Here is a 21,630-nt window from a genome sequence, read left to right as displayed (position 1 = left end):
GATCGTTATGCCCCATTTCGAACTAGATGCTCGTCGCTTGTTATGCCCTATGCCAGTCATAAAAACACAAAACATGGCGAAAAAACTGAACCATGGTGATACATTAACAATCATTGCAACCGATCCCGGCGCCCAACACGATCTGCCAAGCTGGTGTCGTATTAATGGCCACCAACTTATCGACTGCATACACAAGGATGATGAAATCCATATTACTTTACAACTAGTGAAGGATAGCGAATGATACAACAGGATCGTTACTGGCAGGCGAAAAAAGTCACGCTTATTGGTGCACTTACTAACGCTGTATTGGGCGTTATTAAACTAATTGGTGGTTTTCTCTATCACTCACATGCCTTGGCCGCTGATGGTGTGCATTCTTTTGCTGATCTCATCACCGATTTTATGGTGATCTTTGCTTCCAAATATGGCAGTCAAGATGCCGACGATTCGCACCCCTATGGCCATCAGCGGATAGAAACGGCAGCTACCCTTATTCTGGCCTTGCTGCTTATCTTGGCAGGGATCGGTATTGCCTGGGATTCTTTAGATGAAATCATCCATGGTAATCATGATAAACCAGGTTGGATTGCACTTCCCATTGCCTTGTTATCTATTGTCGCCAATGAAATTTTATTTCATTATACTCGGTATGTAGGAACCTCTATTCAATCAGCTCTGGTCCTTGCTAATGCTTGGCATCACCGTTCTGATGCTGCCTCTTCCATCGTGGTTGCCCTGGGTTTAATAGGTTCTCTGGCTGGCTTTATCTATCTTGACGCCATCGCGGCAATTATTGTTGGATGCATGATCGTTAAAATGGGCTGGAGTTATGGTTGGAACAGTGTCAAGGAATTAGTCGATACTGCCGTCGATCCCAAACTGCTAACTCAAATAGAGCAAATTATTCAAGCTGTTGATGGGGTAGAAAAAATTCATCAGTTACGCAGCCGTTTCATGGGTGGGGATATCTTGATTGACGTTCATATTTTGGTCACTCCACATATTTCAGTATCGGAAGGTCATTATATTGCTCAACACGTCCATCGAACCCTGATTAAACAATTTATGCGGGTCAAAGATGTTATCGTTCATGTTGATCCTGAAGATGATGAAATCACTTGTCCTTCCTTTAATCTGCCAAGCCGTAAAGTACTACAAAAAAAACTCTTGCGGGCCTGGCAGCTAGAGTATCCTGAATTGCAAGATTGGACGATCCATTATCTCGATGGCAAAATGACCATCGACTTGATCTGTAAGAATAACAGTACTCGATTAGAATCACTCAAAGGACGTATTAGTTCTGATCTGCAAGCTTATCAAGAAATCAAACAAGTACGTGTATTGAGTCAACAGGGAGTTATCACTCATGAAAAAGCCTAATATTGTCTTCCTTGATACTAAACCCCTGATTAATGATGGATTAGGTTTAGATAATTTATATGAACTCGGTGAAGTGAGTCTTTATGATCAAACTACAGCTGAACAAGTACTCGAACGTGCAAGAGATGCGGACATTATTATTACTAATAAGATTAAATTAAATGATTCCCACTTTTCACAATTACCTAAGCTTCGTTATATTGGTGAAACAGCGACTGGAGTAGACAATATTGATATCGCAGCCGCAACAAAACGAGGTATTGTCGTCACTAATATTCCTGATTACAGCACCAATAGTGTTGCCCAACATGTGATTGCCTTACTATTAACACATACCAATCAGGTTGAAGCCCACAATCACTCCATCCAACAGGGAGATTGGCAAAAACAACCTTTTTTTGCCTATTGGCTTAATCCAATTACGGAATTGGCGGGCATGACTTTAGGTTTGCTGGGTTACGGTAAAGTGGCACAAAAAGTAGCTGCTATCGCGCAGGTCCTGGGAATGAAGGTCATTGCTCATAAACCAAAACCTTTTAGCGACAATCTGGTAACCTCAGTTTCCTTTACCACACTCCTGGAACAAAGCGATGTCTTAAGCCTACACTGCCCTCTAACAGAAGCGACTCAACACATTATCAATCGCAATACCCTTCCGCTAATGAAGAAAAACAGTATCCTGATTAACACAGGACGTGGAGGATTAATCGACGAAGCGGCTTTGGCTGAATCCTTAAAACAAAAAGGTATTGCAGCGGCCTACCTGGATGTCCTGAGTCAGGAACCGCCTGCAACGGACAATCCTTTACTCGGTATAAAAAACTGTATTATCACGCCTCATATTGCTTGGGCCAGTGTGGCTGCAAGAAAACGCTTGCTAAATATAGTTTGTGAAAATATTATTCACTTCCTTGCTCAAAAACCTATTAACGTCGTTCAGCTTTCATAGAGGATAAAACATTATGGCTGTGGCCACTTTAAAAATAATCTTTGCTTTAGCTATTTTTATAGTCATCTTACTTGCAGGCTGGTACCCCTTTAAAAAGCGAAAACAAGGTAAAGATGAAGAACATCACGTTGATTTTCCAATTGGTGAAACTCTGGCAACAGGCGTTTTCCTTGGTGCAGGCCTCTTACATATGCTCCCTGAATCAAGCAGTTTGTTTCATGAGATGGGTTACCATTATCCCTTTGCTTACATTATCACGGGTGCAGTGTTCCTGATTTTTTTATGGTTTGAGCATTTAGGCAAAGAATTGTATCACCATCATGATGCAAGCCATCCGGCCTTCGCTATCATGGCTTGGGGCATGCTTTCCGTTCACTCTATCATGCTTGGTGCAGCCTTGGGGTTGAATGAAAGCAACTCCATGATCATCATGCTGTTTCTGGCAATCATCACTCATAAATGGGCTGAGAGTTTTGCAATCGCGGTTCAATTGACTAAAAGCTCATTAAGCAGAGCACAAAGTCTCGCATTTTTCATCAGCTTTAGTCTTATGACTCCTCTCGGTATTTTCTTTGGCTGGTATTTTGGCCATGGGGTAGAAACAAATTCCCTCTTTGATCCAATCCTCATTGCTGCCTCAGCAGGAACCTTTCTCTACCTCGGTACCCTGCATGGCCTGGAGCGTTGCGTCATGGTTGAGCGCTGCTGTAATCTGCGTGATTTCAGCTTTGTCATTATTGGCTTTTTATTGATGGCTTCGGTTGCTATTTATGTCTGATTTTATCCATCAGCAACCCATTATATTAGCATCTGCCTCGCAAAGTCGGATACAACTACTAAGAGCACTAGGCTTGCAATTTGAGGTCATTCCCGCCAACTGTGATGAAGAGAGCCTCAAAAGAGCCTTTACAGGCTCCAAGCTTGAGTTGGCAGCTCTGCTTGCCCGTAGTAAAGCAATGGAAATTAGCCAGCGTTATCCGGACTATTTTGTTATTGGTGCCGATCAACTCTGCTTAATCGGTGAACAATGTCTTGATAAACCAATAAATCATTCTACGGCAATCACGCACCTTCGTTTACTGAGTGGGAAAGCTCATCGACAAATTTCTGCCTGTTGCCTTGTTAAGGCAGGTGAGATTGTTTGGCAAGGTTATGAAACCGCAACCCTGACTATGCGGGAACTCAACAATAAAACTATTGAATCTTATTTAAGATTAGAACAACCCTATCAAAGTTGTGGTGCCTATCATTACGAAGGAAGAGGAAAATGGCTCTTTAAGAATGTGCAAGGTAGTGACAGCACTATTCGAGGCTTACCCTTGCAATCGCTTATGCAAGCTATGATAACTTATCAGATTGTCCTTTTTTAGCCAGTTTTTCAACTTGCAATTACAAAATTATTATTAGCAGGTATATACTTCTTTCATACAGGGATTTTTGGAGTATACTCATGGCGGCAAAAGAAGCCCAAACTAAGACGTCTCGGAAACCTCACAAACGCGCACTTGGCTTAATCAACAAGCCAGAAAAAACAACTATGATGGCAAAGCAGACTTATGAGCGCATTGCCTGCGTATTTCAAGGAGGCGGCGCCTTAGGGGCTTATCAAGTGGGAGCCTTCCGTGCCATTCATGAACGTGGCTATGCGCCTAATTTTCTGGCCGGTGTATCTATTGGAGCAATCAACAGCGCCATTATTGCCGGTAATCCACGGGAAAAACAAATCGAAAAACTACTAGAATTTTGGGACTTGATTACCCCGAAACATTGGGGCGAACAATTCATGGATTTTGATACCTTTGAGATAACCCATCATCTACATAATCGTTTTGGTGCCTTGCGTTCTTTGTTTTTTGGTCTGGATGGCTTTTTTAAGCCACGACTTATTCCACCCATGGCCTTTATCCAGGATACCCCCGATAAATTGAGTTTTTATGATACAAGCGAACTCCGCAATACCTTAGAAAATCTTATTGATTTTAATCGCATCAATGACAAAAAGGTGACTCTATGTCTTGGAGCAGTCAACGTTACTTCCGGTGAAATGATATTTTTCAATAATGAAATGATGACCATAACCCCTGAACACGTTATGGCAAGTGGAGCCTTACCTCCTGGTTTTCCAGCCGTTAAAATCGGCGAAGACTATTATTGGGACGGAGGTATTTATGCCAATACCCCCTTAGTAACTGTACTTGATGCCCTACCAGAACAAGATACGCTGTGCTTTGTTGTGGACTGTTTCTCTTTAAAGGGACCGTTGCCACAAAATATGGATCAACTTGAAGAGCGGCAAAAAGATATTCGCTATGCCAGCCATTCACGCCGCCTCACCAATGTTTATACCAGTCGCCAAAATTTACAAGCAGCTATCCAGTTTCTAAGTGACAAATTAACCCCTGAGGCCAAAAAAGATCCTGAAGTACAAAAGATACTGGCACTTGGCCATGAGAAACGGTTCAGTGTCGTGCACATTATTTATAGCGGTACCCCTTATGCTCATTCTTTCAAAGACTATAACTTTATACGTTCCGCTATTAACTTTCGTATGGAAAAAGGGTACAAAAATGCGCTCGCGGTACTTGATAACCCTGAGTGGGAAAAAAAATCACAAAAAACACTCGCCTGCTCGATTTATGGTGTACCCTCTGATTATTTTGACCAGCATTAGTAAAATTACCCCACGCGGAACAGGGTGGGGTAATTGTTTTAACCCGGAGCATTTTTTCTCAATTTTGCGATTACTTTATCACCCATCTCTCCCGTGGATAGTAGTCTGCCGCCCGGCGTCATCATATCATGGGTACGGTATCCTTCATCCAGTACTTCTGTTATTGCCATTCGAATCATTTCAGCCTCTTTTTTTAACTGGAAGGAATAGTGAAACATCATGGCAACACTCAGCATCGTTCCTAAGGGATTGGCAATATTGCGACCCGCGATATCGGGCGCACTCCCGTGAATAGGTTCATAAAGAGAATGCTTATTCCCCAATGAAGCTGATGGCAACATCCCGAGAGAACCCGTTAACATAGATGCTTCATCCGATAAAATATCGCCAAACAAATTAGCAGTTAACAGGACATCAAATTGATTAGGATTACGGATCAATTGCATGGCAGCATTATCAACATACATATGCGACAAAAGAACATCTGGATATTCCTGGTCACGAATCGACTGAACCGTTGTGCGCCACAAAGCAGAGGTTTCCAAAACATTTGCTTTATCCACCGAACAAACTTTTTTATCGCGCTGCCTTGCCAAATCAAAGGCGACTCTGGCAATGCGGGCAATTTCTGTCGTGGAATAACACATCGTGTTGACAGCAACCTGTTCTTCTCCCTTTCTAGTAATACCGCGCGGTTGTCCGAAATAAACATCGCCAGTTAATTCGCGCACAATCATTAAATCCAAATCAGTTATTAACCCAGGCTTTAGCGGGGAAGCATCGGCCAATGCGGTGAAACAAGTTGCCGGACGCAGATTGGCAAACAAGCCTAATTCTTGGCGAATTTTCAGTAAGCCTTTTTCAGGCCTGCTCGCTTCCTCTACAGCATCCCATTGTGGCCCTCCTACAGCCCCTAACAAGACGGAATCGACCTGCTTTGCCAAAGCAATTGTATTTTCTTGCAGAGGGATGCCGCTTCGCTCAATGGCCGCCCCACCAATTAAATCATGCATTAACTCAAAGCGATGTCCCGTATGTTGATTAAACCAAGCGAAAATTTTGCTTGCCTCGGCTGTTACTTCAGGTCCAATTCCATCACCAGGTAAAATCAAAATCGTTTTAGTCATTTCTTTCTCCAGCGTATAACCAAGGTTGTCCTCTTCTCTGGTTTTGTTCGAAAGCGGTAATTTGTTGCTCGTAGACCAAGGTTCGACCAATGTCATCGAGACCTTGTAAAATTTGATCGCGTCGATAGGCGTCGATAGAAAATAAGATTTGTAGCGAACCAACTTGTATCCATTGGCTTTCCAAATCAACAGTCATCAATTCATCCTTTTTATTTGCCAAAGAATGAATCGCTTCCGACGATAATTGAATTGGCAATAAGCCATTTTTAAAACAATTATCATAAAAAATATCAGCAAAACTGGGTGCGATAATCACTTGAATCCCAAAATCTAGCAGCGACCACACAGCATGCTCACGACTTGAACCGCAACCAAAATTTTCTTCTGTCAATAAAATACCGGCATTTCGATACGCCGGTTTATTTAAAACAAAATCAGCCTTTAATTGATTCGCTTCATCATACCGTAATTCCGCAAAGAGACATTTACCCAATCCGGTTCTTTTTATCGTTTTAAGATATTGCTTAGGGATGATCATATCGGTATCAATATTAGGAATTGGCAGATGAACCGCAATGCTAGTAATTTTTTTAAAAGCCCGCATGTTTACCTCTCATTATTCAGTGTTCGGACATCCGTTAAATAGCCTGTAATGGCTGCAGCTGCAGCCATTGCCGGACTCATCAAATGGCTACGCCCTCCGCGCCCCTGCCGCCCTTCAAAATTGCGATTTGACGTCGAAGCACAGCGCTCGCCCGGATTTAATTTATCTGCATTCATCGCCAGACACATTGAACAACCCGGTTCTCGCCAGTCAAAACCACTGGCAATAAAAATTTTATCCAACCCTTCCGCTTCTGCTTGAGCCTTGACCAACCCAGAACCGGGAACCACCATTGCCGAAATACGAGAGGCTATTTGACGTCCTTCCAGGATTTTGGCTGCTTCACGTAAATCTTCAATGCGGCCATTCGTACAAGAACCAATAAATACTTTATCGATGGGAATATCTTGCAACCGCATACCTGGTTGCAAACCCATATATTGCAAAGACCGTAACATGCTCTGTTGACGAACCGGATCATTTTCAGCTGCCGGATCAGGTACTAAAGCATCAATGGGCAAAGCATTTTCAGGACTTGTTCCCCAGGTAACATAGGGAACAAGTTCATCGGCCTGTATCTTGATTTGCCTATCGTAATGAGCACCTGGATCGGAATAGAGGGACTTCCAATAGCTGACCGCTTTATCCCACAGTTCTCCCTTCGGTGCATAAGGTTTTCCTTGCAAATACGCAAAAGTGACTTCATCGGGTGCAATTAAACCCGCCCGTGCACCTGCCTCAATAGACATATTGCATAGTGTCATTCTGGCTTCCATGGATAGTGATTTAATGACGTTTCCTGTGTACTCAATCACATATCCTGTCGCACCTGCTGTACCAATTTTAGCAATGATCGTTAAAATGAGATCTTTTGCAGTAACCCCAGCGGGCAAATTACCCTCTATGGCAATACAAAAATTCTTTGCCTTTTTCAGTCGAAGTGTTTGGGTAGCAAAAACATGCTCTACTTCACTGGTACCAATACCAAACGCCAAGGCACCAAAAGCACCATGGGTTGCCGTATGGCTATCACCACAAACAAGGGTTGTACCTGGCAAAGTAAATCCCTGTTCTGGACCAACAATATGAACAATTCCCTGCCTTTTATCCAAAAGTTCAATGTAAGGAATACGGTGTTTGAAACAATTCGCTTGCAAGGTAGCTACTTGTATTCGTGACTCTGGATCGGCAATACCTAAACGTCGATTACTTGTAGGTACATTATGATCACTGACCGCTAAAATACTATCAGGACGACGAATTTTCCTGCCAGCCAGCTCTATCCCCTCAAAAGCTTGTGGACTTGTTACCTCATGAATTAAATGCTTATCGATATAAACAAGCGAGGTACCATCTGTCATATCACAGACCTTATGCTGCGCCAGAATCTTGTCGTACAATGTTTTCATACTCATCCCCTCTCACTAATTGGCTATATGCTGCCGCGATCGTTTTACTAATATTTCCTATGGCAAAGCGGTGATTACCGATTTGCCCCACAGGCGCTACTTCAACAGCACTACCTGTAATAAAGATTTCATCCGCCTGCGCAATTTCATGCGGATAAATATGACGTTCAATAACGGGAATATGATGTTTTCGAGCCAGTTTTATGATGGTTTGACGAGTAATACCATTCAAAAAACAATCAGCGATCGGCGTGTAAATAACCCCATCTTTCACCATGAAAAAATTAGCCCCAGTGCATTCAGCAACATAGCCACGATAATCCAACATCAATGCATCATGAAAACCTGCGCGCTCAGCCTTGTTTTTACTCAAAGAACCAATCATATATAATCCAGCAGCCTTTGCTTTGACTGGTGCCATTGAGGGTGATGGCCTTACCCAATCCGCCCACATCAGCTTTAATCCTTTGTTAAATAAATCGTCTGCTGCAAAATAAGAACGCCACTCCCAGGCAGCAATAGCCACTTGCACTGAACAAGTTTGTGAGGCAACACTTAAAGTTTCAGTTCCACACCAGGCAACTGGCCTTATGTAAGCATTCTTTAATTGATTTCTTTTGAGTAATTCACGGGTAACCGTATTCAATTCGCTGACCGAATAAGGAATTTTGAATCCTAAAATATTAGCTGACTCATGCAGACGCTTGTTATGTTCAGTTAATTTAAACACGTTGCCTTCATAAGCCCGCTCCCCTTCGAAGACAGAACTTGCATAGTGAAGACCATGCGTTAAAACATGGGTTTTAGCCTCATCCCAAGGCACAAACTCTCCGTTCAACCAAATAACTTGCAGTTTAGCTTCATTTAAAGCGATGATCTGGGATTCTTTGTCACTAACTAAAGCAATAATATCTTCATCACAGATCTGTTTCTTGGCATCACCCAAACGCTTAAAGCAGTTAAATACACGAGAAAAATGAGTCTCGTCTAATTCAATACCCAAAGCCTTTAATTTATCCCGTAAGGCTGCACGACCTGAGTGTTTGCCTAATACCAGTTCTGATTCGCCAAAACCAACTGATTCAGGGCTGATAATTTCATAGGTTTCACGGGCTTTCAACATCCCATCCTGATGGATTCCAGACTCATGAGCGAAAGCATTGGCTCCGACAATTGCTTTATTTTTTTGTATTGGAAAACCCGTTGCAGCAGAAACCAATTTTGATACTGCAGCAATATGCTTGGGATCAACTTGGGTCATGTAATTGAATTGATCGCGACGAGTTTTGATAGCCATCACAATCTCTTCCAAGGCCGCATTACCAGCACGTTCACCGATACCATTTACAGTACATTCTATTTGCCTGGCACCTGCTGAAATTGCTGCCAATGAATTAGCAACTGCCAAACCAAGATCGTTATGACAATGAACCGAAATAATCGCTTTGTCGCTAGTCGGAACCTTTTCCCTTATTGTTCGGATCAGTGCCGCATATTCACTCGGAATGGTATATCCTACTGTATCAGGAATATTAATCGTGGTGGCTCCAGCACTAATTGCCGTCTCCACAGCGCGCGCTAGAAAATCAATCTCACTGCGGGTAGCATCCATCGCAGACCACTCGACATTGGCACACAGCCTTCTGGCATAATAGACAGACTCATAAATTGCTTGCAGCACCTCTTCTTGTGTCATCTTTAACTGATGCTGCATGTGAATCGCACTCGTCGAAATAAAGGTATGAATTCTAGGGTTAAAGGCCGTCCTCAGAGCTGCATGTGCAGCCTCTATATCCGTTTTTTTTGCACGAGCCAAACTGCAAACAGACGCATTTTTAACCTGTTTACAAATAGTTTCAATGCAATTGAAATCCCCTGGCGAAGCGATAGCAAACCCCGCTTCGATGACATCAACTCCCATATTATCCAATGATTCAGCAATAGTGATTTTTTCAGCTAAGGTCATGGTCGCACCAGGTGCTTGTTCACCATCTCGCAAGCTTGTATCAAAAATTATAATTTTCTCAGTCTTTTTCTGTTCCATTATTTATACCTCTTAAGATAAAAAAAAAGGCGCCTCTATGGGCGCCCTTGGTATTAGGCCAATCTTGGATAGGCCATTACCTAAGTCGCCCCAAATCAAGGCAAAGGAGTAGACTAAGAAGAAACACTGCGGAGAATAAAATAGAGGTAGGTAAGCCAGCTTTGCAGGCAGGCATAAAATCATTAATTTTATAGTAACGAGTGGTTTGTTGAATTGTCATAACCTTCTTCTCTTTAACCTTGAGTTCTTTAAGGACGTTTTGTGTTTTGCTGTACTGAAGAGCCTAACTTAGCGTTGCAAAACAAAGCATGGCCGCTAAGAAAGGCGACTAAGGCTAAGTAGAAGGTTAGAGTGAAGATTTAAAATGCGATGAGCAGGTACAAAAGCACTCATTACAGAGAGCGAGCTTTTCTGTATCCTTTGTGCATTTTGTTGGTGTTTTGACATCATATAAATACCCCTGTTCATTTTTTTACCTTATCAGATTAAAAGATATGCTGTCAACAAGATTTTTAACAGGGAAAAAAATCATAATGACCCAAACGGCTTCTTAAGGTTGAAGAGTAAGTATCAGGCGAGGTACTTTTCCATAAGCACACTTCAATTTCAACGAACAGAGCTCCATGCCAAGGATAGAAAATTTTGAAATTACTCTTTGTTTATATTGATTTTCTCTATCAGATTATTCAACAATATTTTTTGTCAGCCACCCATTGATCGACCATGACTTCTTTTTCAACACCAACACTGACTACAACTGACAAAGTTGCCCTTGGGCGAGAAGTGCCCAATGTCAAAATAATTTTACTTGCTACCTTGGGTGGTGCTGCAATTGGTACGACCGTAGCGGGCATCCGCTTTTGCGTCGGCTTTATACAAACAATTTTGTTTGGTACGGATGTCAATCTTAACGCAGTAAGCATCGCGCCATGGCGACTCATGGCCATCATTTTGCCCGGTAGTTTGTTGCTTGGCTTACTTCTCGTTCTTGCAGGTCGCTTTAATCGCCTTTCTATTGTTGATCCAGTAGAAGCTAATGCCCTTGAAGGAGGGAAAATGTCCTTCATGGACAGCTTAACTCTTGTTGGATTATCAGCCGTCTCCATTACGATTGGCGGCTCAGTGGGTTTTGAGGCAGCGATGACTCAACTGGGTGCAGGTACATTGAGTGCTATTGGCCAACGCTTGAAACTCCCACGCAGTGATTTAAGAATACTCGTTTCCTGCGGGACAGGGGCTGGCATTGCTGCTATTTTTGGCGCCCCCCTGGCAGGCGCTTTCTACGCTCTAGAGTTGGTTATTGGTGGTTATGGCATGCGCGCCTTGTTACCAACCCTCTTGGCCAGTGCGATGAGTAGCCATGCCATTTATACGCTGATTGGCTACCGGCCTATTTTCCTTGCCTCTCATTTAGGTATCCCAGCACTCTGGCATTTTCCGCTGGCTTTAGTGGTGGGTGTTTCTGCTGCTATTGTGGGTATCGCGGTCATGCGGGGAACTACTGCGTTCGAAAATTTACTTCAATTGGTTGGGATCCCCGCAGCCTTAAAACCTGTCATTGGCGGCCTCATCTTAGCATCCATTTCTCTACTTATCCCCCAAGTGATGGGTCCTGGTCATCATAGTATTGGACAAATTCTTGATGGCTACGATTTGATTGGCCCAACCTTGGCTCTTTTACTGGCAAAAATAGCTGCTTCAGTCGCCTGTGTTGGTTCAGGATTTCGTGGTGGTCTATTTTCTACCTCTCTATTTATGGGAGCGGCACTAGGCTGTCTAATTCATGGTCTTCTTATTGTTCCTTTCCTGGGTTCTCAGGCCCCCCTTGATCTAACCGTTATTGCCGGTATGGCAGGGGTGGCCACTTCGATTATTGGTACTCCTATCGCTATTGTCCTGCTAACGCTGGAAACAGCTGGTCTCCAAGTTGGAGTAGTGACTACTGCCATTACCGTTGTCATTGCCAATTATCTGACTCGTTACTGGTTTGGTTACTCATTCTCAACCTGGCGCTTCCATGTGCGTGGGAATGATTTATCCAGCCCACGTGATATCGGCCGCTTGCGAAGTTTAAAATTCGCTGATCTAGCGCTTATTAATCCACTACGGGTAACCCCTAACCATTCAATGAGTGAATTGTTGCCTCTCCTCGAGACAAACAATCAAATCCTCGCGGTTGTAGAGCATAATCGTTTTATTGGTTTTATTCGTGCCCAACATTTACTTGCCTCTGCGGCAACAAATCCCCAACTACCCCTCGATAAACTGATTGAAAAGCCAAGTTGTGTCCACGCCACTGACTCTCTAGCGCAACATATTGAATCCAATAAAGAAAATTTTACGAATGAATTGGTTGTCCTTGATAACAAAGAACAGCTCCTAGGGTATACAACGGAAGCTATTGTCTTACGGCGCTATTTAGAAGAAATCCTAACCCTCGATCGCGAAGATGCTAACGCCCCCTTAGTCAACCTTCCCAATAAAGCCAGTTAATAATAACTCAGAATCATGTCCAAACTTTGAACAATAAATGGCGCATTACCTTTAGATGTAGGCAAAATCAATAAAGAAAATTTAATATCCTGATGTAACTCAGGGATATAAAAAGCAAGATTGACTCGCCAGCATAGTACACCACCGCAATACCCCTGCGATATCACTGTAGCAGCTGTTTGCAATTGCGGATGCAAAATCAGTCTTTGGTTATTGATTAAATCCCGTTTATCGGAAAAAAACTCCTTCATCGGCCACCAGGCTGAAGGCATGTAATATTGCTGAACTGACGCAATATCCTCGGCAGTGTCCGCATAACTGGCTGACAAGGTTTTCATAAGTATTTGCTCAGCCCAGGTACAGACTCGTTGCTCACTATCATCAGCATTCGCAAGAGAGATAAAAAGAAAAGGTAAGGCTAATAAGAAAACAAAGAGGCGGAATTTATCCATGTTTTTCCCTTGACGCTCTTTATAATAAACTAAGTATCCCTACAATCTGATATTCGCCTTATCAGTATAGCAAAGATAGAATTGACAAGTAGGGCGTTGCCCCTTACTACTATGATACTAAAATGAATAGATATACTTCTAATTACTGTATTATAGAGATTTTGACAAAACTACTCTAAAGGAGTTCTTTTATGCGATTAATGCATGGAATTTTCACCCTGATGTTCTGCTTACCCAGTTTCGCTGCAGAACCAGTTGCTACCACAAATGATGGTGCCGAAGCACTCCATTTAAACTGGCTTGATACGAGTATTGCGCCTCATCAAGATTTCTTTAGCTATGCAAACGGCACCTGGCAAAAACAAAATCCTATCCCTCCTGAATATGCCAGTTGGGGTACTTTTTATATTCTACAAGAGAAAAATCAAAAAACGATTCATCAAATGCTGATTCAGGCAGCAAATGACAAACAAGCCAAACCTGGCAGCATCGAACAAAAAGTCGGTGATTTTTACTTCAGTGGTATGAATGAGGACCGTATTAATAAACTGGGAGCCACACCGTTAAACCCCGAATTTGCGCGTATTGATTCCATAAAAAATTTGGCTGATTTGCAAACGGTAATTACTCATCTGCAACTGATTGGAGTCAATGCCCTGTTTGGTTTTGGCAGTATGCAAGACTTCAAAAATAGTAACGAAATGATTGGTGCTGCCATGCAAGGCGGCTTGGGCTTACCTACTCGCGATTACTATTTAAAAGACGATAAAAAATTTCAGCAAATTCGCAGTGCCTATGTGCAGCACATCGCTAAAATGTTTGAATTATTAGGCGATACTCCCGCACAAGCCGCTTCCGCAGCCAAGACCATCATGACTATTGAAACAACCTTGGCCAAAGCATCGATGTCCCAAACGGCACAACGTGATCCTCATGCTATCTATCATATGATGGATATAAAACAACTCGATAAAATTACCCCTAATTTTTCATGGCCACGGTATTTTAACGCCATCGGTCAACCAGAAATAAAACGAATTAATTTAGCAATGCCTGAATTTTTTACTAAAGTGAATGAACTATTACCAAGTGTTTCTCTCGAAGATTGGAAAATCTATTTGCGTTGGCATTTAATCGATGCTTTCGCCGCTTACTTATCGCAACCCTTCGTTGAGCAAAATTTCCGTATGGTTTCTGCTTTAACGGGGACAGAAAAATTACTGCCGCGTTGGCGACGAGTAGTTCATACAGAAAATGAGGCACTAGGATTCGCTATTGGTAAATTGTATGTAGAAAAATATTTCTCGCCTGACTCCAAAAAGGAGGTATTGGAAATTTTACATAATATCCGCCAGGCTTTGCATAACGATCTAACCACCCTAAGCTGGATGACCCCTGCTACACGGAAGGCAGCCCTGCAAAAATTAGCCCTGATTGAAGAGCGTGTTGGTTACCCGAGTAAATGGTGGGATTACTCCACCTTGAAGATTGACCGTGGCCCCTATGTGCTCAATGTAAGTCGTGCTAATGAGTTTTTGATCAAGCGCGATCTCAACAAAATTGGTAAGCCGATTGATAGAAGTGAATGGAATATGACACCACAAACGATCAATGCTTACTATGATCCCTCTATGAATAATATCAATATCCCAGCTGGTATCTTACAGCCACCCTTCTTTGATCCCAAAGCGCCAGCTGCTGTCAATTATGGTGCAATTGGCTTTGTTATTGGTCATGAGATAACCCACGGTTTTGATGATCAAGGTGCTCAATTTGATGGTCATGGTAATTTGAAAAATTGGTGGACAGCGGAGGATTTAAAGAAATTCCAAAATGCAACCAATTGTATTAAGAAGCAATTTTCCCAATATAAGGTAGATGGCGATTTACCAGTGAAAGGTAAACTGGTAATGGGCGAAGCGACTGCTGATCTCGGCGGGCTCACTCTGGCCTATCACGCCTTCCATGCTTCCAAAGCCTATAAAAATGCTAAAACCATCAATGGATTTACGCCCGATCAACAATTCTTTTTAGGCACAGCGCATGTTTGGGCTTCTAATGTACGCCCTCAACAACTCCGCAATATGGTGACTACCGATCCACATCCACCTATGATTTACCGCGTCAATGGAACTTTAGCCAATATGCCGCAATTCCAGGCCGCTTTTGCCATTTCAGAACCAAGCCCGATGATTAACCAGAATCGCTGTGTGATTTGGTAATCCTAAAAGATAACAGGCCTAAGAACGTTTACCCTTCTCAACCTCCCGCGACTTGCTCGCGGGAACCTAAAGCCCCAACCCGCTAACCCACAACCCAATTAATCGTCGTTCATGATTAACCCTCTCATAAAATCAATGTGAAATTAATTCACAAAAAAATAAAATTTTTACCACCGATTTGTTGCCAACAATATTATCAACATGTATATTAGAAGGCCATGAAAAATAATTTTTAGATAATTTACTTCATTGAAGAGTAAAGAGATGAAAACTACAACTATCCTATTGTTAGCAGTAACCAATGCAACTCATACAGTAAGATTTTCTCTTATCTCTATTATTTTACTCACTATTCCTCAGCTGATTTATCAAGTGATTCGCCTGTTTTGCTGGCCCGCTAAAAAGTAGGGGCAGTGGAGCAGGCAATTTCCTGGCAATAGAACTTAGCTTTTCTTGCAAATTTATTAATTCATCAAAATAAACTAGCCGCAAGGTAAAGGGACTAACCTGCCTAGATTAAAATCGGGAGAAACTTATGCCTAAATTTTTTCGAAACCCTACAAGAATTGGCATACCATCCTTGTATACTTTGCCACACAGAAACTTTTCCACTCGTATTGGCGAATTCAGTTTGGCGAGTACGCCAAAGCAAACGGGAAAAATAGTAAAAATACTTTTTTCAGGTAACTCTAATCTTTTTTCTACCATTAGCAAAAGCATTATAGAACCCCATAAAAACAGTTTATTTATTGGTACAACACCGACGACCACCAGCTTAACGAGTACTTTCGGAAAGAGTGTATACCCAGGCCATAATTTTTCATTTATAACGAATGAAAATGGAGCCATTACCTGTTCAATGAGTAAACGGCCTGACACCAATCAAGTAGTCAGCAGACAAAAACGCATTCCTGATCCCCGCTTTAAAGATCTACCGCTAGATCTACGAGTTTTTCTTCCACAATTTACCTCAGTAGAAGAAGATCTAAAGAAATGGTTTGAAAGAGCAAAATCCTTACCTCATTATCCGCTTTTTTTCCATATTATCCCTTTAGTACCAGGTTTAAGTATTAATGCGAAAACTTACCGTGAAAACGTAGAATATCTTTTAGCAGAAAAAGCCAATTATACTTTGCACAGCAGCCTGCATCCGTTCTACGACCGATATATCCCAGCAAGTAATTGTAATAGTGCCACAGAACAAGCAATCTTTGGCCCACACTCTCTGTCTGTGCAAGACATGTTTTGTCAGGAAGCGGTTATGGAGATGGTCTCGAAGTTAGTGGACGATAAAGAAAAATATTTGCAGACCAGTGACTCTCTGGGGCTAACTCAGGGTATCGAAAAATCGGAAATTAGTGAAGAAAACTACCGCGCACTTTTCACAGCGTAAATTATCTCTTGCTGAATAACAAGGACGTTGATCAGCAAAATCTAGAGTTGCCCTAATACCTCCTGCAAATGCTTAACAGCAATTACCTCCATCGACGACGAATTGCTTTGTTTGGGCGCATTAGCAAAGGGGACAATAGCCCGTTTAAAGCCATGCTTGGCTGCCTCACGCAAACGCTCCTGACCACTTTGTACGGGTCTTATTTCTCCTGCTAAACCTACTTCTCCAAAAATAATGGTTTCGCGATCAAAAACTCGATTACGAAGGCTGGAAACTACAGCAGCCAATAAGGCTAAATCGCTGCCCGTTTCCGTGACTTTCACACCGCCAACAACATTGATAAAAACATCTTGATCGAACGTGGCAACCCCCCCATGACGATGCAATACTGCCAGTAAAATAGCCAGGCGATTATGCTCAAGACCTGCCGTAACCCGCTTGGCTTGCTGACCATGAGCCTCATCCACTAAAGCCTGTACCTCAACCAACATGGGACGTGAACCTTCCCAGGTTACCATAACGGCACTTCCAGGCGTTGCTTCTGGCTGACGGGACAAAAAAATAGCTGACGGGTTAGCGACCTCTTTTAATCCGCGATCAGTCATTGCAAAAACACCCAATTCATTCACCGCACCAAAACGGTTTTTGATAGCCCGAATTACCCGAAATCGACTGTCACTTTGGCCTTCAAAATACAACACGCTGTCAACCATATGCTCTAATACTCTAGGACCAGCCAAAGCGCCTTCTTTCGTGACATGTCCCACAATAAACACAGCAGTCTGCGTCATTTTAGCAAAACGTACTAATTGCGCCGCTGATTCCCTGACCTGACTTACTCCGCCCGGTGCTGAACTTAACGTTTCGGTAAAAATGGTTTGTACAGAATCAATCACAACAATGCGTGGTTTTTCCTGCTGGACATGACTGAGGATAATTTCTACTTGTGTTTCTGCTAACAAGCGTAAATTCGCCAGAGGTAATTGCAGACGCTTGGCTCGCATTGCGACTTGTTGTAAAGATTCTTCGCCGGTGACATAAAGAACTTTCTGCGTTTGGGATAAATTGGCTAACGTTTGTAGCAATAAGGTAGATTTGCCTATACCGGGATCGCCACCAATCAATACCACTGAGCCGTCCACCAAACCACCGCCTAACACCCGATTTAGTTCTGACAAACCGCAATCCATACGCACTTCTGCATCAAGCACAACCTCCTCAACGGACGTCACTGCCGAACGCTGATTCGCATAATGTCCCATCCGGGTATTACGTCCAGCAACAGTAATGCCTTCTTCACTCACTGAATTCCAGGCAGAACATTGTGTACACTGGCCAGCCCATTGAGAAAAAACCGCTGCACATTGATTGCAAACAAATCGGGTCTTCGTTTTCATCTATTAACTTACTGCCTTGGCGGCTATTTTTTAATAGCTAATCCTGCATGAATACCAAAAATCATGCAATTAAATTTGCTACAGGCAAAAAAATATTTTTTGTCAGGATCATGTTCTTGTTTAAAAAAGGTTCCACCAGTAAAATTATTTTATTTAAACCGAAGAAAACTATTTTGAATCAATTTACCAAAAAGCCTTTTCATTGGGCAGTTGTTGGAGCTGGGCCAGCCGGAATCGCTGCTGTAGGAAAATTACTGGATAACAATATTCATCCACAGCATATTTTATGGCTTGATCCCCATTTCAAGGTAGGTGATCTTGGCCAATTATGGCGCCATGTTTCCAGTAACACCACTGTAAGACGCTTTGTTGATTTTTTAAAGGCCGTTGATTCATTTCACTATAACCACACACCCATTGATTTTCAGCTTAATCGCATAGAACCGGAAAGCACTTGCACTCTGCTCGAGGTTGTTAAACCATTAGAATGGGTTTCAGAACACTTAACAAAAAAAGTGGTTGCCCAACAAGCAACAGTGCATAGTATGGCCTTATCCGAACGTACCTGGTCCTTAAATACCGATACTCACACCTTCAGAGCGAAAAATGTAATTTTAGCTACTGGGGCAGTTCCTTCAAGTCTGAATTACCCTGGCGTTGATGTCATCCCTTTCGATGTAGCCATTGATAAAGATCGATTGGCTGCGACAGTCAACACGAACGAAACTTACGCCGTCTTTGGTTCTTCCCACTCAGCAATCATCATCGTGCGCTATCTGGTTGAGTTGGGTGTGAAAAAAATTATTAATTTTTACCGCTCTCCTTGTCGTTACGCGATTGATATGGGCGATTGGATCTTATTTGATAATACCGGACTCAAGGGACAAACTGCGACTTGGGCCAGACAAAATATAGATGGTGTTTTACCTCCCAATCTTGTGCGTTACAACACCAGTGAACCTAATATTGCACGTTTTCTTCCTGAGTGTGACAAAGTCATCTACGCAGTTGGGTTTGAAAAACGCAAAAATATTGTCATTGGTGATTATGAAGATACTCATCATAATCCACATGTGGGAATCATAGGACCAGGGTTGTTTGGTTTGGGAATCGCCTACCCGGAAATGAAAGCGGATCCTTATGGTAGTATCGAATCGCAAGTAGGATTGTGGAAATTCATGGTTTACTTGGACAAAGTCATATCAACCTGGTTCAAGTACCCTACTTAAGCAATTCATGCCTGCTATTTTGGTATTTATTTTGTCATCTCCCGGACCTTTTTCACACAAAAGCTGTTGAAACTTCATGATCAGGCAGTATACTGCCATCATTTGCCAAACTAGGCTGGCAGCGATGACAAAACCTATTCATTTTGAAAAAACCATGCTTGAACTCGAAGAAATTGTCATGCAATTAGAAAAAGGGGAATTATCACTTGAAGATTCTCTAAAACAATTCGAAAAAGGAATCACACTTGCACGCCGATGCCAGGACGTTTTAAGTCAGGCTGAGCAAAAAATCGAGACGCTCACTCTGTCTAACATCAAAGATAGCGAACAGTTCGATGGCCAATAAAAACATCAACACTTATTTAACTAACCATGAATCGGTTCTTCGCCAATTAGTCTTGGCCGCTGAAATTCCTGCCGAACAAATCAAAAATGCGATGCTCTATGCCCTTTTTCCAGGTGGTAAACGTTTACGACCAACCCTGGTCTATTTATGCGGTGAAATAATGGCTATCGCACCAGCCATTCTGGATATTATTGCCGCAGCAGTTGAACTTACTCATTGTTATTCCCTGGTCCATGATGATCTGCCTGCTATGGATGATGATGATATGAGACGAGGTAAACCCAGCTGCCATAAAGCATTCGATGAAGCAACAGCAATTTTAGTTGGCGATGGCATGCAGGCACTGGCCATTGACATCCTTCTGACTTACTTGCCCAAACATCTATCTCTCGCACAATCAATTGAAATAACGCGAGAATTGGTAAATGCCAGCGGCCCAGCCGGCATGGTAAGCGGCCAGAGCCTTGATCTCTCCGAATTATGCAAACCTGCCATTAATGAATCACAGTTACGTCAAATTCATTCTCTGAAAACTGGAAAGTTGATTCTAGCCTGTTTCAATATGGTATTAGCGGCCTCAGCTCCTTCTGCGAGTACAGCAAATGCTTTACGCAGTTATGCAACCCATCTGGGTTTAGTCTTTCAAATGCAAGACGATTATCTTGATTACTATGCTAAAAGCGATTTACTTGGTAAAGGTCGGGCTTCAGACGCCGCCAACCAAAAACTTACATTTACCAGCCTTTACACTCAAACAGAACTTTTTGATCTGATTGCCCATCATTTCAAACTGGCAAAAGACGCCCTGACGCCTATAGGCACACTAGGAAACGATTTACTGCTCTTCACAGATTCCCTCCATCTGCGTAGTCAGTAATAGAGGATCGACGCCCCCCTCTCTTCGTTAAATCACATTTTGCTTCGACCTCAGAGTTTGCCTGCATCCTGTAATCTATTTCAGTCATGCAAACTTACAATGACCTTTCCAGCTTTATTAACCAATCTACTTGCTTAGACTGAGTTATGGTATTCTATCCCTTGCAAGCGCTTATCATGGCTACTGACGAGTGATGGAGAAAGAAATGAACCTGTTTGACCCCGAAAAATTGCTAAATATTGGTTATGCCATCAGTTTGTTTTTAGTAGGCTACATAGTCGCCAAGCGACTGGGCATTATTGCTGAACGCGCTCTTGCGAATCGCTTTTCTCGCCACCATACCATGCTCATTAATCGCTCAGTTTTTTATGTGGTTTTTACTATTTTTTTCGTGGCTAGCCTCCAACACCTTGGTTTTCACTTAAGTGTCTTGTTAGGGGCTGCCGGTGTTTTTACTGTTGCAATTAGTTTTGCTTCACAAACTGCTGCATCCAACTTAGTCAGTGGTATTTTTTTACTTTTTGAGCGCCCTTTTAAAGTAGGAGATACCGTTGAGGTTAAAGGAATCAATGGTATTGTCGATTCAATTGATTTGTTATCCACCAAGCTGAAAACACCAGACAATAAATTGGTACGGATACCCAATGAAGCCCTGATTAAATCTGAAATTACTAATTTAAGTTACTTCTCAACACGCCGTATTGATTTAATTATTAGTGTTGCCTACGACTGCGACATTACTCAGGTAAAAGCAATGCTACTTACTATTGCGGATAACTGCGATCTGGTTTTAAAAGATCCCGCGCCATACGTTACCATTGATAATTTCGCTAACGCTGCAGTCGAGCTTAAATTCATGGTTTGGGTTAATACTGTGGATGTATCTGCCACCAGAAATACCTTGCAGGAAACGATTAAGCATCAATTTGATCGTGAAGGGATAGAAACGCCACTACCTCAAGTGACAGTGCATCGCGTATAGAGGGATTCTGGTACGCCAGCCCCATGATGCTGCATTAAACTATATTTACCTG

Annotated in this window: 20 protein-coding genes; 14 read left to right on the top strand and 6 right to left on the bottom strand. The window is 42.4% G+C overall.

Going from position 1 to position 21,630, the window contains the following annotated elements:
- Positions 1 to 7: 7 nt before the first annotated feature.
- The 6 genes from DYC89_RS03845 to DYC89_RS03820 all read left to right on the top strand — a co-directional run bounded on the left by DYC89_RS03845 (position 8) and on the right by DYC89_RS03820 (position 5,003).
- Entirely contained in the window at positions 8 to 244 is a 237-nt protein-coding gene (locus tag DYC89_RS03845; protein ID WP_115220579.1) for a sulfurtransferase TusA family protein, read from the top strand.
- Entirely contained in the window at positions 241 to 1,383 is a 1,143-nt protein-coding gene (locus DYC89_RS03840) for a cation diffusion facilitator family transporter (protein ID WP_115220578.1), read from the top strand. Before DYC89_RS03845 ends, DYC89_RS03840 begins: the two co-directional genes overlap by 4 nt.
- Positions 1,370 to 2,332 carry a D-2-hydroxyacid dehydrogenase gene (locus DYC89_RS03835; protein WP_115220577.1) on the top strand — a complete coding sequence of 321 codons (963 nt, stop codon included), beginning with the start codon at positions 1,370 to 1,372 and terminating at the stop codon, positions 2,330 to 2,332. The genes DYC89_RS03840 and DYC89_RS03835 overlap by 14 nt, the downstream gene beginning before the upstream one ends.
- Before the next feature lie 13 nt (positions 2,333 to 2,345).
- Positions 2,346 to 3,110 carry a ZIP family metal transporter gene (locus tag DYC89_RS03830; protein ID WP_255673117.1) on the top strand — a complete coding sequence of 255 codons (765 nt, stop codon included), beginning with the start codon at positions 2,346 to 2,348 and terminating at the stop codon, positions 3,108 to 3,110.
- The gene (locus DYC89_RS03825) at positions 3,103 to 3,702 is read left to right on the top strand and encodes a Maf family protein (RefSeq protein WP_115220576.1); all 600 of its coding nucleotides are present in this window, start codon (positions 3,103 to 3,105) and stop codon (positions 3,700 to 3,702) included. Before DYC89_RS03830 ends, DYC89_RS03825 begins: the two co-directional genes overlap by 8 nt.
- Before the next feature lie 80 nt (positions 3,703 to 3,782).
- Positions 3,783 to 5,003, top strand: coding sequence for a DUF3734 domain-containing protein (locus tag DYC89_RS03820; protein WP_115220575.1), 1,221 nt, complete (start codon positions 3,783 to 3,785; stop codon positions 5,001 to 5,003).
- A 38-nt stretch (positions 5,004 to 5,041) separates the two neighbouring features.
- On the opposite strand, the gene leuB is transcribed toward DYC89_RS03820, so the two are convergent.
- Genes leuB through DYC89_RS03800 form a run of 4 tightly spaced genes read right to left on the bottom strand, consistent with a single transcriptional unit; the run spans position 5,042 to position 10,187 of the window.
- Entirely contained in the window at positions 5,042 to 6,130 is a 1,089-nt protein-coding gene (gene leuB, locus DYC89_RS03815) for a 3-isopropylmalate dehydrogenase (protein ID WP_115220574.1), read from the bottom strand.
- Positions 6,123 to 6,734 (bottom strand): 3-isopropylmalate dehydratase small subunit, encoded by a 612-nt coding sequence (gene leuD / locus DYC89_RS03810; RefSeq protein WP_058446696.1) that lies wholly within the window; start codon positions 6,732 to 6,734, stop codon positions 6,123 to 6,125. Before leuD ends, leuB begins: the two co-directional genes overlap by 8 nt.
- A 2-nt stretch (positions 6,735 to 6,736) precedes the next feature.
- A complete protein-coding gene (leuC, locus tag DYC89_RS03805) occupies positions 6,737 to 8,143 on the bottom strand; it encodes a 3-isopropylmalate dehydratase large subunit (RefSeq protein WP_115220573.1) in 1,407 nt (468 codons plus the stop codon).
- Entirely contained in the window at positions 8,106 to 10,187 is a 2,082-nt protein-coding gene (locus DYC89_RS03800; RefSeq protein ID WP_115220572.1) for a 2-isopropylmalate synthase, read from the bottom strand. The genes leuC and DYC89_RS03800 overlap by 38 nt, the downstream gene beginning before the upstream one ends.
- Positions 10,188 to 10,910: 723 nt before the next feature.
- Between DYC89_RS03800 and DYC89_RS03795 the strand changes: the two genes are divergently transcribed.
- Positions 10,911 to 12,680 carry a chloride channel protein gene (locus DYC89_RS03795; protein WP_115220571.1) on the top strand — a complete coding sequence of 590 codons (1,770 nt, stop codon included), beginning with the start codon at positions 10,911 to 10,913 and terminating at the stop codon, positions 12,678 to 12,680.
- On the opposite strand, the gene DYC89_RS03790 is transcribed toward DYC89_RS03795, so the two are convergent.
- Positions 12,677 to 13,132: a DotI/IcmL/TraM family protein gene (locus tag DYC89_RS03790; RefSeq protein ID WP_115220570.1), complete on the bottom strand. Its 456-nt coding sequence runs from the start codon at positions 13,130 to 13,132 to the stop codon at positions 12,677 to 12,679. The two genes, DYC89_RS03795 and DYC89_RS03790, sit on opposite strands and share 4 nt — an antisense overlap.
- 221 nt (positions 13,133 to 13,353) lie before the next feature.
- On the opposite strand from DYC89_RS03790, the gene DYC89_RS03785 reads away from it, so the two are divergent.
- The 3 genes from DYC89_RS03785 to DYC89_RS16395 all read left to right on the top strand — a co-directional run bounded on the left by DYC89_RS03785 (position 13,354) and on the right by DYC89_RS16395 (position 16,747).
- Positions 13,354 to 15,354 (top strand): M13 family metallopeptidase, encoded by a 2,001-nt coding sequence (locus DYC89_RS03785; RefSeq protein ID WP_245954039.1) that lies wholly within the window; start codon positions 13,354 to 13,356, stop codon positions 15,352 to 15,354.
- A gap of 264 nt (positions 15,355 to 15,618) precedes the next feature.
- Positions 15,619 to 15,762, top strand: a complete 144-nt coding sequence (locus DYC89_RS16455) for a hypothetical protein (protein ID WP_181879312.1) — start codon at positions 15,619 to 15,621, stop codon at positions 15,760 to 15,762.
- A 127-nt stretch (positions 15,763 to 15,889) separates the two neighbouring features.
- The gene (locus DYC89_RS16395; RefSeq protein WP_147285471.1) at positions 15,890 to 16,747 is read left to right on the top strand and encodes a hypothetical protein; all 858 of its coding nucleotides are present in this window, start codon (positions 15,890 to 15,892) and stop codon (positions 16,745 to 16,747) included.
- A 41-nt stretch (positions 16,748 to 16,788) separates the two neighbouring features.
- Here DYC89_RS16395 and radA read toward each other — a convergent pair whose 3' ends face one another.
- Positions 16,789 to 18,144, bottom strand: a complete 1,356-nt coding sequence (gene radA, locus DYC89_RS03770) for a DNA repair protein RadA (protein ID WP_115220566.1) — start codon at positions 18,142 to 18,144, stop codon at positions 16,789 to 16,791.
- A gap of 173 nt (positions 18,145 to 18,317) precedes the next feature.
- Between radA and DYC89_RS03765 the strand changes: the two genes are divergently transcribed.
- The 4 genes from DYC89_RS03765 to DYC89_RS03750 all read left to right on the top strand — a co-directional run bounded on the left by DYC89_RS03765 (position 18,318) and on the right by DYC89_RS03750 (position 21,578).
- Positions 18,318 to 19,373, top strand: coding sequence for an FAD-dependent oxidoreductase (locus DYC89_RS03765; protein WP_245954038.1), 1,056 nt, complete (start codon positions 18,318 to 18,320; stop codon positions 19,371 to 19,373).
- Positions 19,374 to 19,497: 124 nt separating this feature from the next.
- Entirely contained in the window at positions 19,498 to 19,719 is a 222-nt protein-coding gene (locus DYC89_RS03760) for an exodeoxyribonuclease VII small subunit (protein WP_115222642.1), read from the top strand.
- The gene (locus DYC89_RS03755) at positions 19,709 to 20,596 is read left to right on the top strand and encodes a polyprenyl synthetase family protein (protein ID WP_115220565.1); all 888 of its coding nucleotides are present in this window, start codon (positions 19,709 to 19,711) and stop codon (positions 20,594 to 20,596) included. The genes DYC89_RS03760 and DYC89_RS03755 overlap by 11 nt, the downstream gene beginning before the upstream one ends.
- Before the next feature lie 205 nt (positions 20,597 to 20,801).
- On the top strand, positions 20,802 to 21,578 hold the full coding sequence (locus DYC89_RS03750) for a mechanosensitive ion channel family protein (RefSeq protein ID WP_228362956.1): 777 nt from the start codon (positions 20,802 to 20,804) through the stop codon (positions 21,576 to 21,578).
- Positions 21,579 to 21,630: the final 52 nt, after the last annotated feature.

The sequence above is a fragment of the Legionella donaldsonii genome, from assembly GCF_900452385.1.
Taxonomy (GTDB): domain Bacteria; phylum Pseudomonadota; class Gammaproteobacteria; order Legionellales; family Legionellaceae; genus Tatlockia; species Tatlockia donaldsonii.
This window is presented reverse-complemented; position numbering and strand designations above follow the sequence as displayed.

Coding starts and splice junctions, on each gene's coding strand:
- DYC89_RS03845 (WP_115220579.1), top strand. CDS start 8: ATGCCCCATTTCGAACTAGATGCTCGTCGCTTGTTATGCCCTATGCCA.
- DYC89_RS03840 (WP_115220578.1), top strand. CDS start 241: ATGATACAACAGGATCGTTACTGGCAGGCGAAAAAAGTCACGCTTATT.
- DYC89_RS03835 (WP_115220577.1), top strand. CDS start 1,370: ATGAAAAAGCCTAATATTGTCTTCCTTGATACTAAACCCCTGATTAAT.
- DYC89_RS03830 (WP_255673117.1), top strand. CDS start 2,346: ATGGCTGTGGCCACTTTAAAAATAATCTTTGCTTTAGCTATTTTTATA.
- DYC89_RS03825 (WP_115220576.1), top strand. CDS start 3,103: ATGTCTGATTTTATCCATCAGCAACCCATTATATTAGCATCTGCCTCG.
- DYC89_RS03820 (WP_115220575.1), top strand. CDS start 3,783: ATGGCGGCAAAAGAAGCCCAAACTAAGACGTCTCGGAAACCTCACAAA.
- leuB (WP_115220574.1), bottom strand. CDS start 6,130: ATGACTAAAACGATTTTGATTTTACCTGGTGATGGAATTGGACCTGAA.
- leuD (WP_058446696.1), bottom strand. CDS start 6,734: ATGCGGGCTTTTAAAAAAATTACTAGCATTGCGGTTCATCTGCCAATT.
- leuC (WP_115220573.1), bottom strand. CDS start 8,143: ATGAAAACATTGTACGACAAGATTCTGGCGCAGCATAAGGTCTGTGAT.
- DYC89_RS03800 (WP_115220572.1), bottom strand. CDS start 10,187: ATGGAACAGAAAAAGACTGAGAAAATTATAATTTTTGATACAAGCTTG.
- DYC89_RS03795 (WP_115220571.1), top strand. CDS start 10,911: ATGACTTCTTTTTCAACACCAACACTGACTACAACTGACAAAGTTGCC.
- DYC89_RS03790 (WP_115220570.1), bottom strand. CDS start 13,132: ATGGATAAATTCCGCCTCTTTGTTTTCTTATTAGCCTTACCTTTTCTT.
- DYC89_RS03785 (WP_245954039.1), top strand. CDS start 13,354: ATGTTCTGCTTACCCAGTTTCGCTGCAGAACCAGTTGCTACCACAAAT.
- DYC89_RS16455 (WP_181879312.1), top strand. CDS start 15,619: ATGAAAACTACAACTATCCTATTGTTAGCAGTAACCAATGCAACTCAT.
- DYC89_RS16395 (WP_147285471.1), top strand. CDS start 15,890: ATGCCTAAATTTTTTCGAAACCCTACAAGAATTGGCATACCATCCTTG.
- radA (WP_115220566.1), bottom strand. CDS start 18,144: ATGAAAACGAAGACCCGATTTGTTTGCAATCAATGTGCAGCGGTTTTT.
- DYC89_RS03760 (WP_115222642.1), top strand. CDS start 19,498: ATGACAAAACCTATTCATTTTGAAAAAACCATGCTTGAACTCGAAGAA.
- DYC89_RS03755 (WP_115220565.1), top strand. CDS start 19,709: ATGGCCAATAAAAACATCAACACTTATTTAACTAACCATGAATCGGTT.
- DYC89_RS03750 (WP_228362956.1), top strand. CDS start 20,802: ATGAACCTGTTTGACCCCGAAAAATTGCTAAATATTGGTTATGCCATC.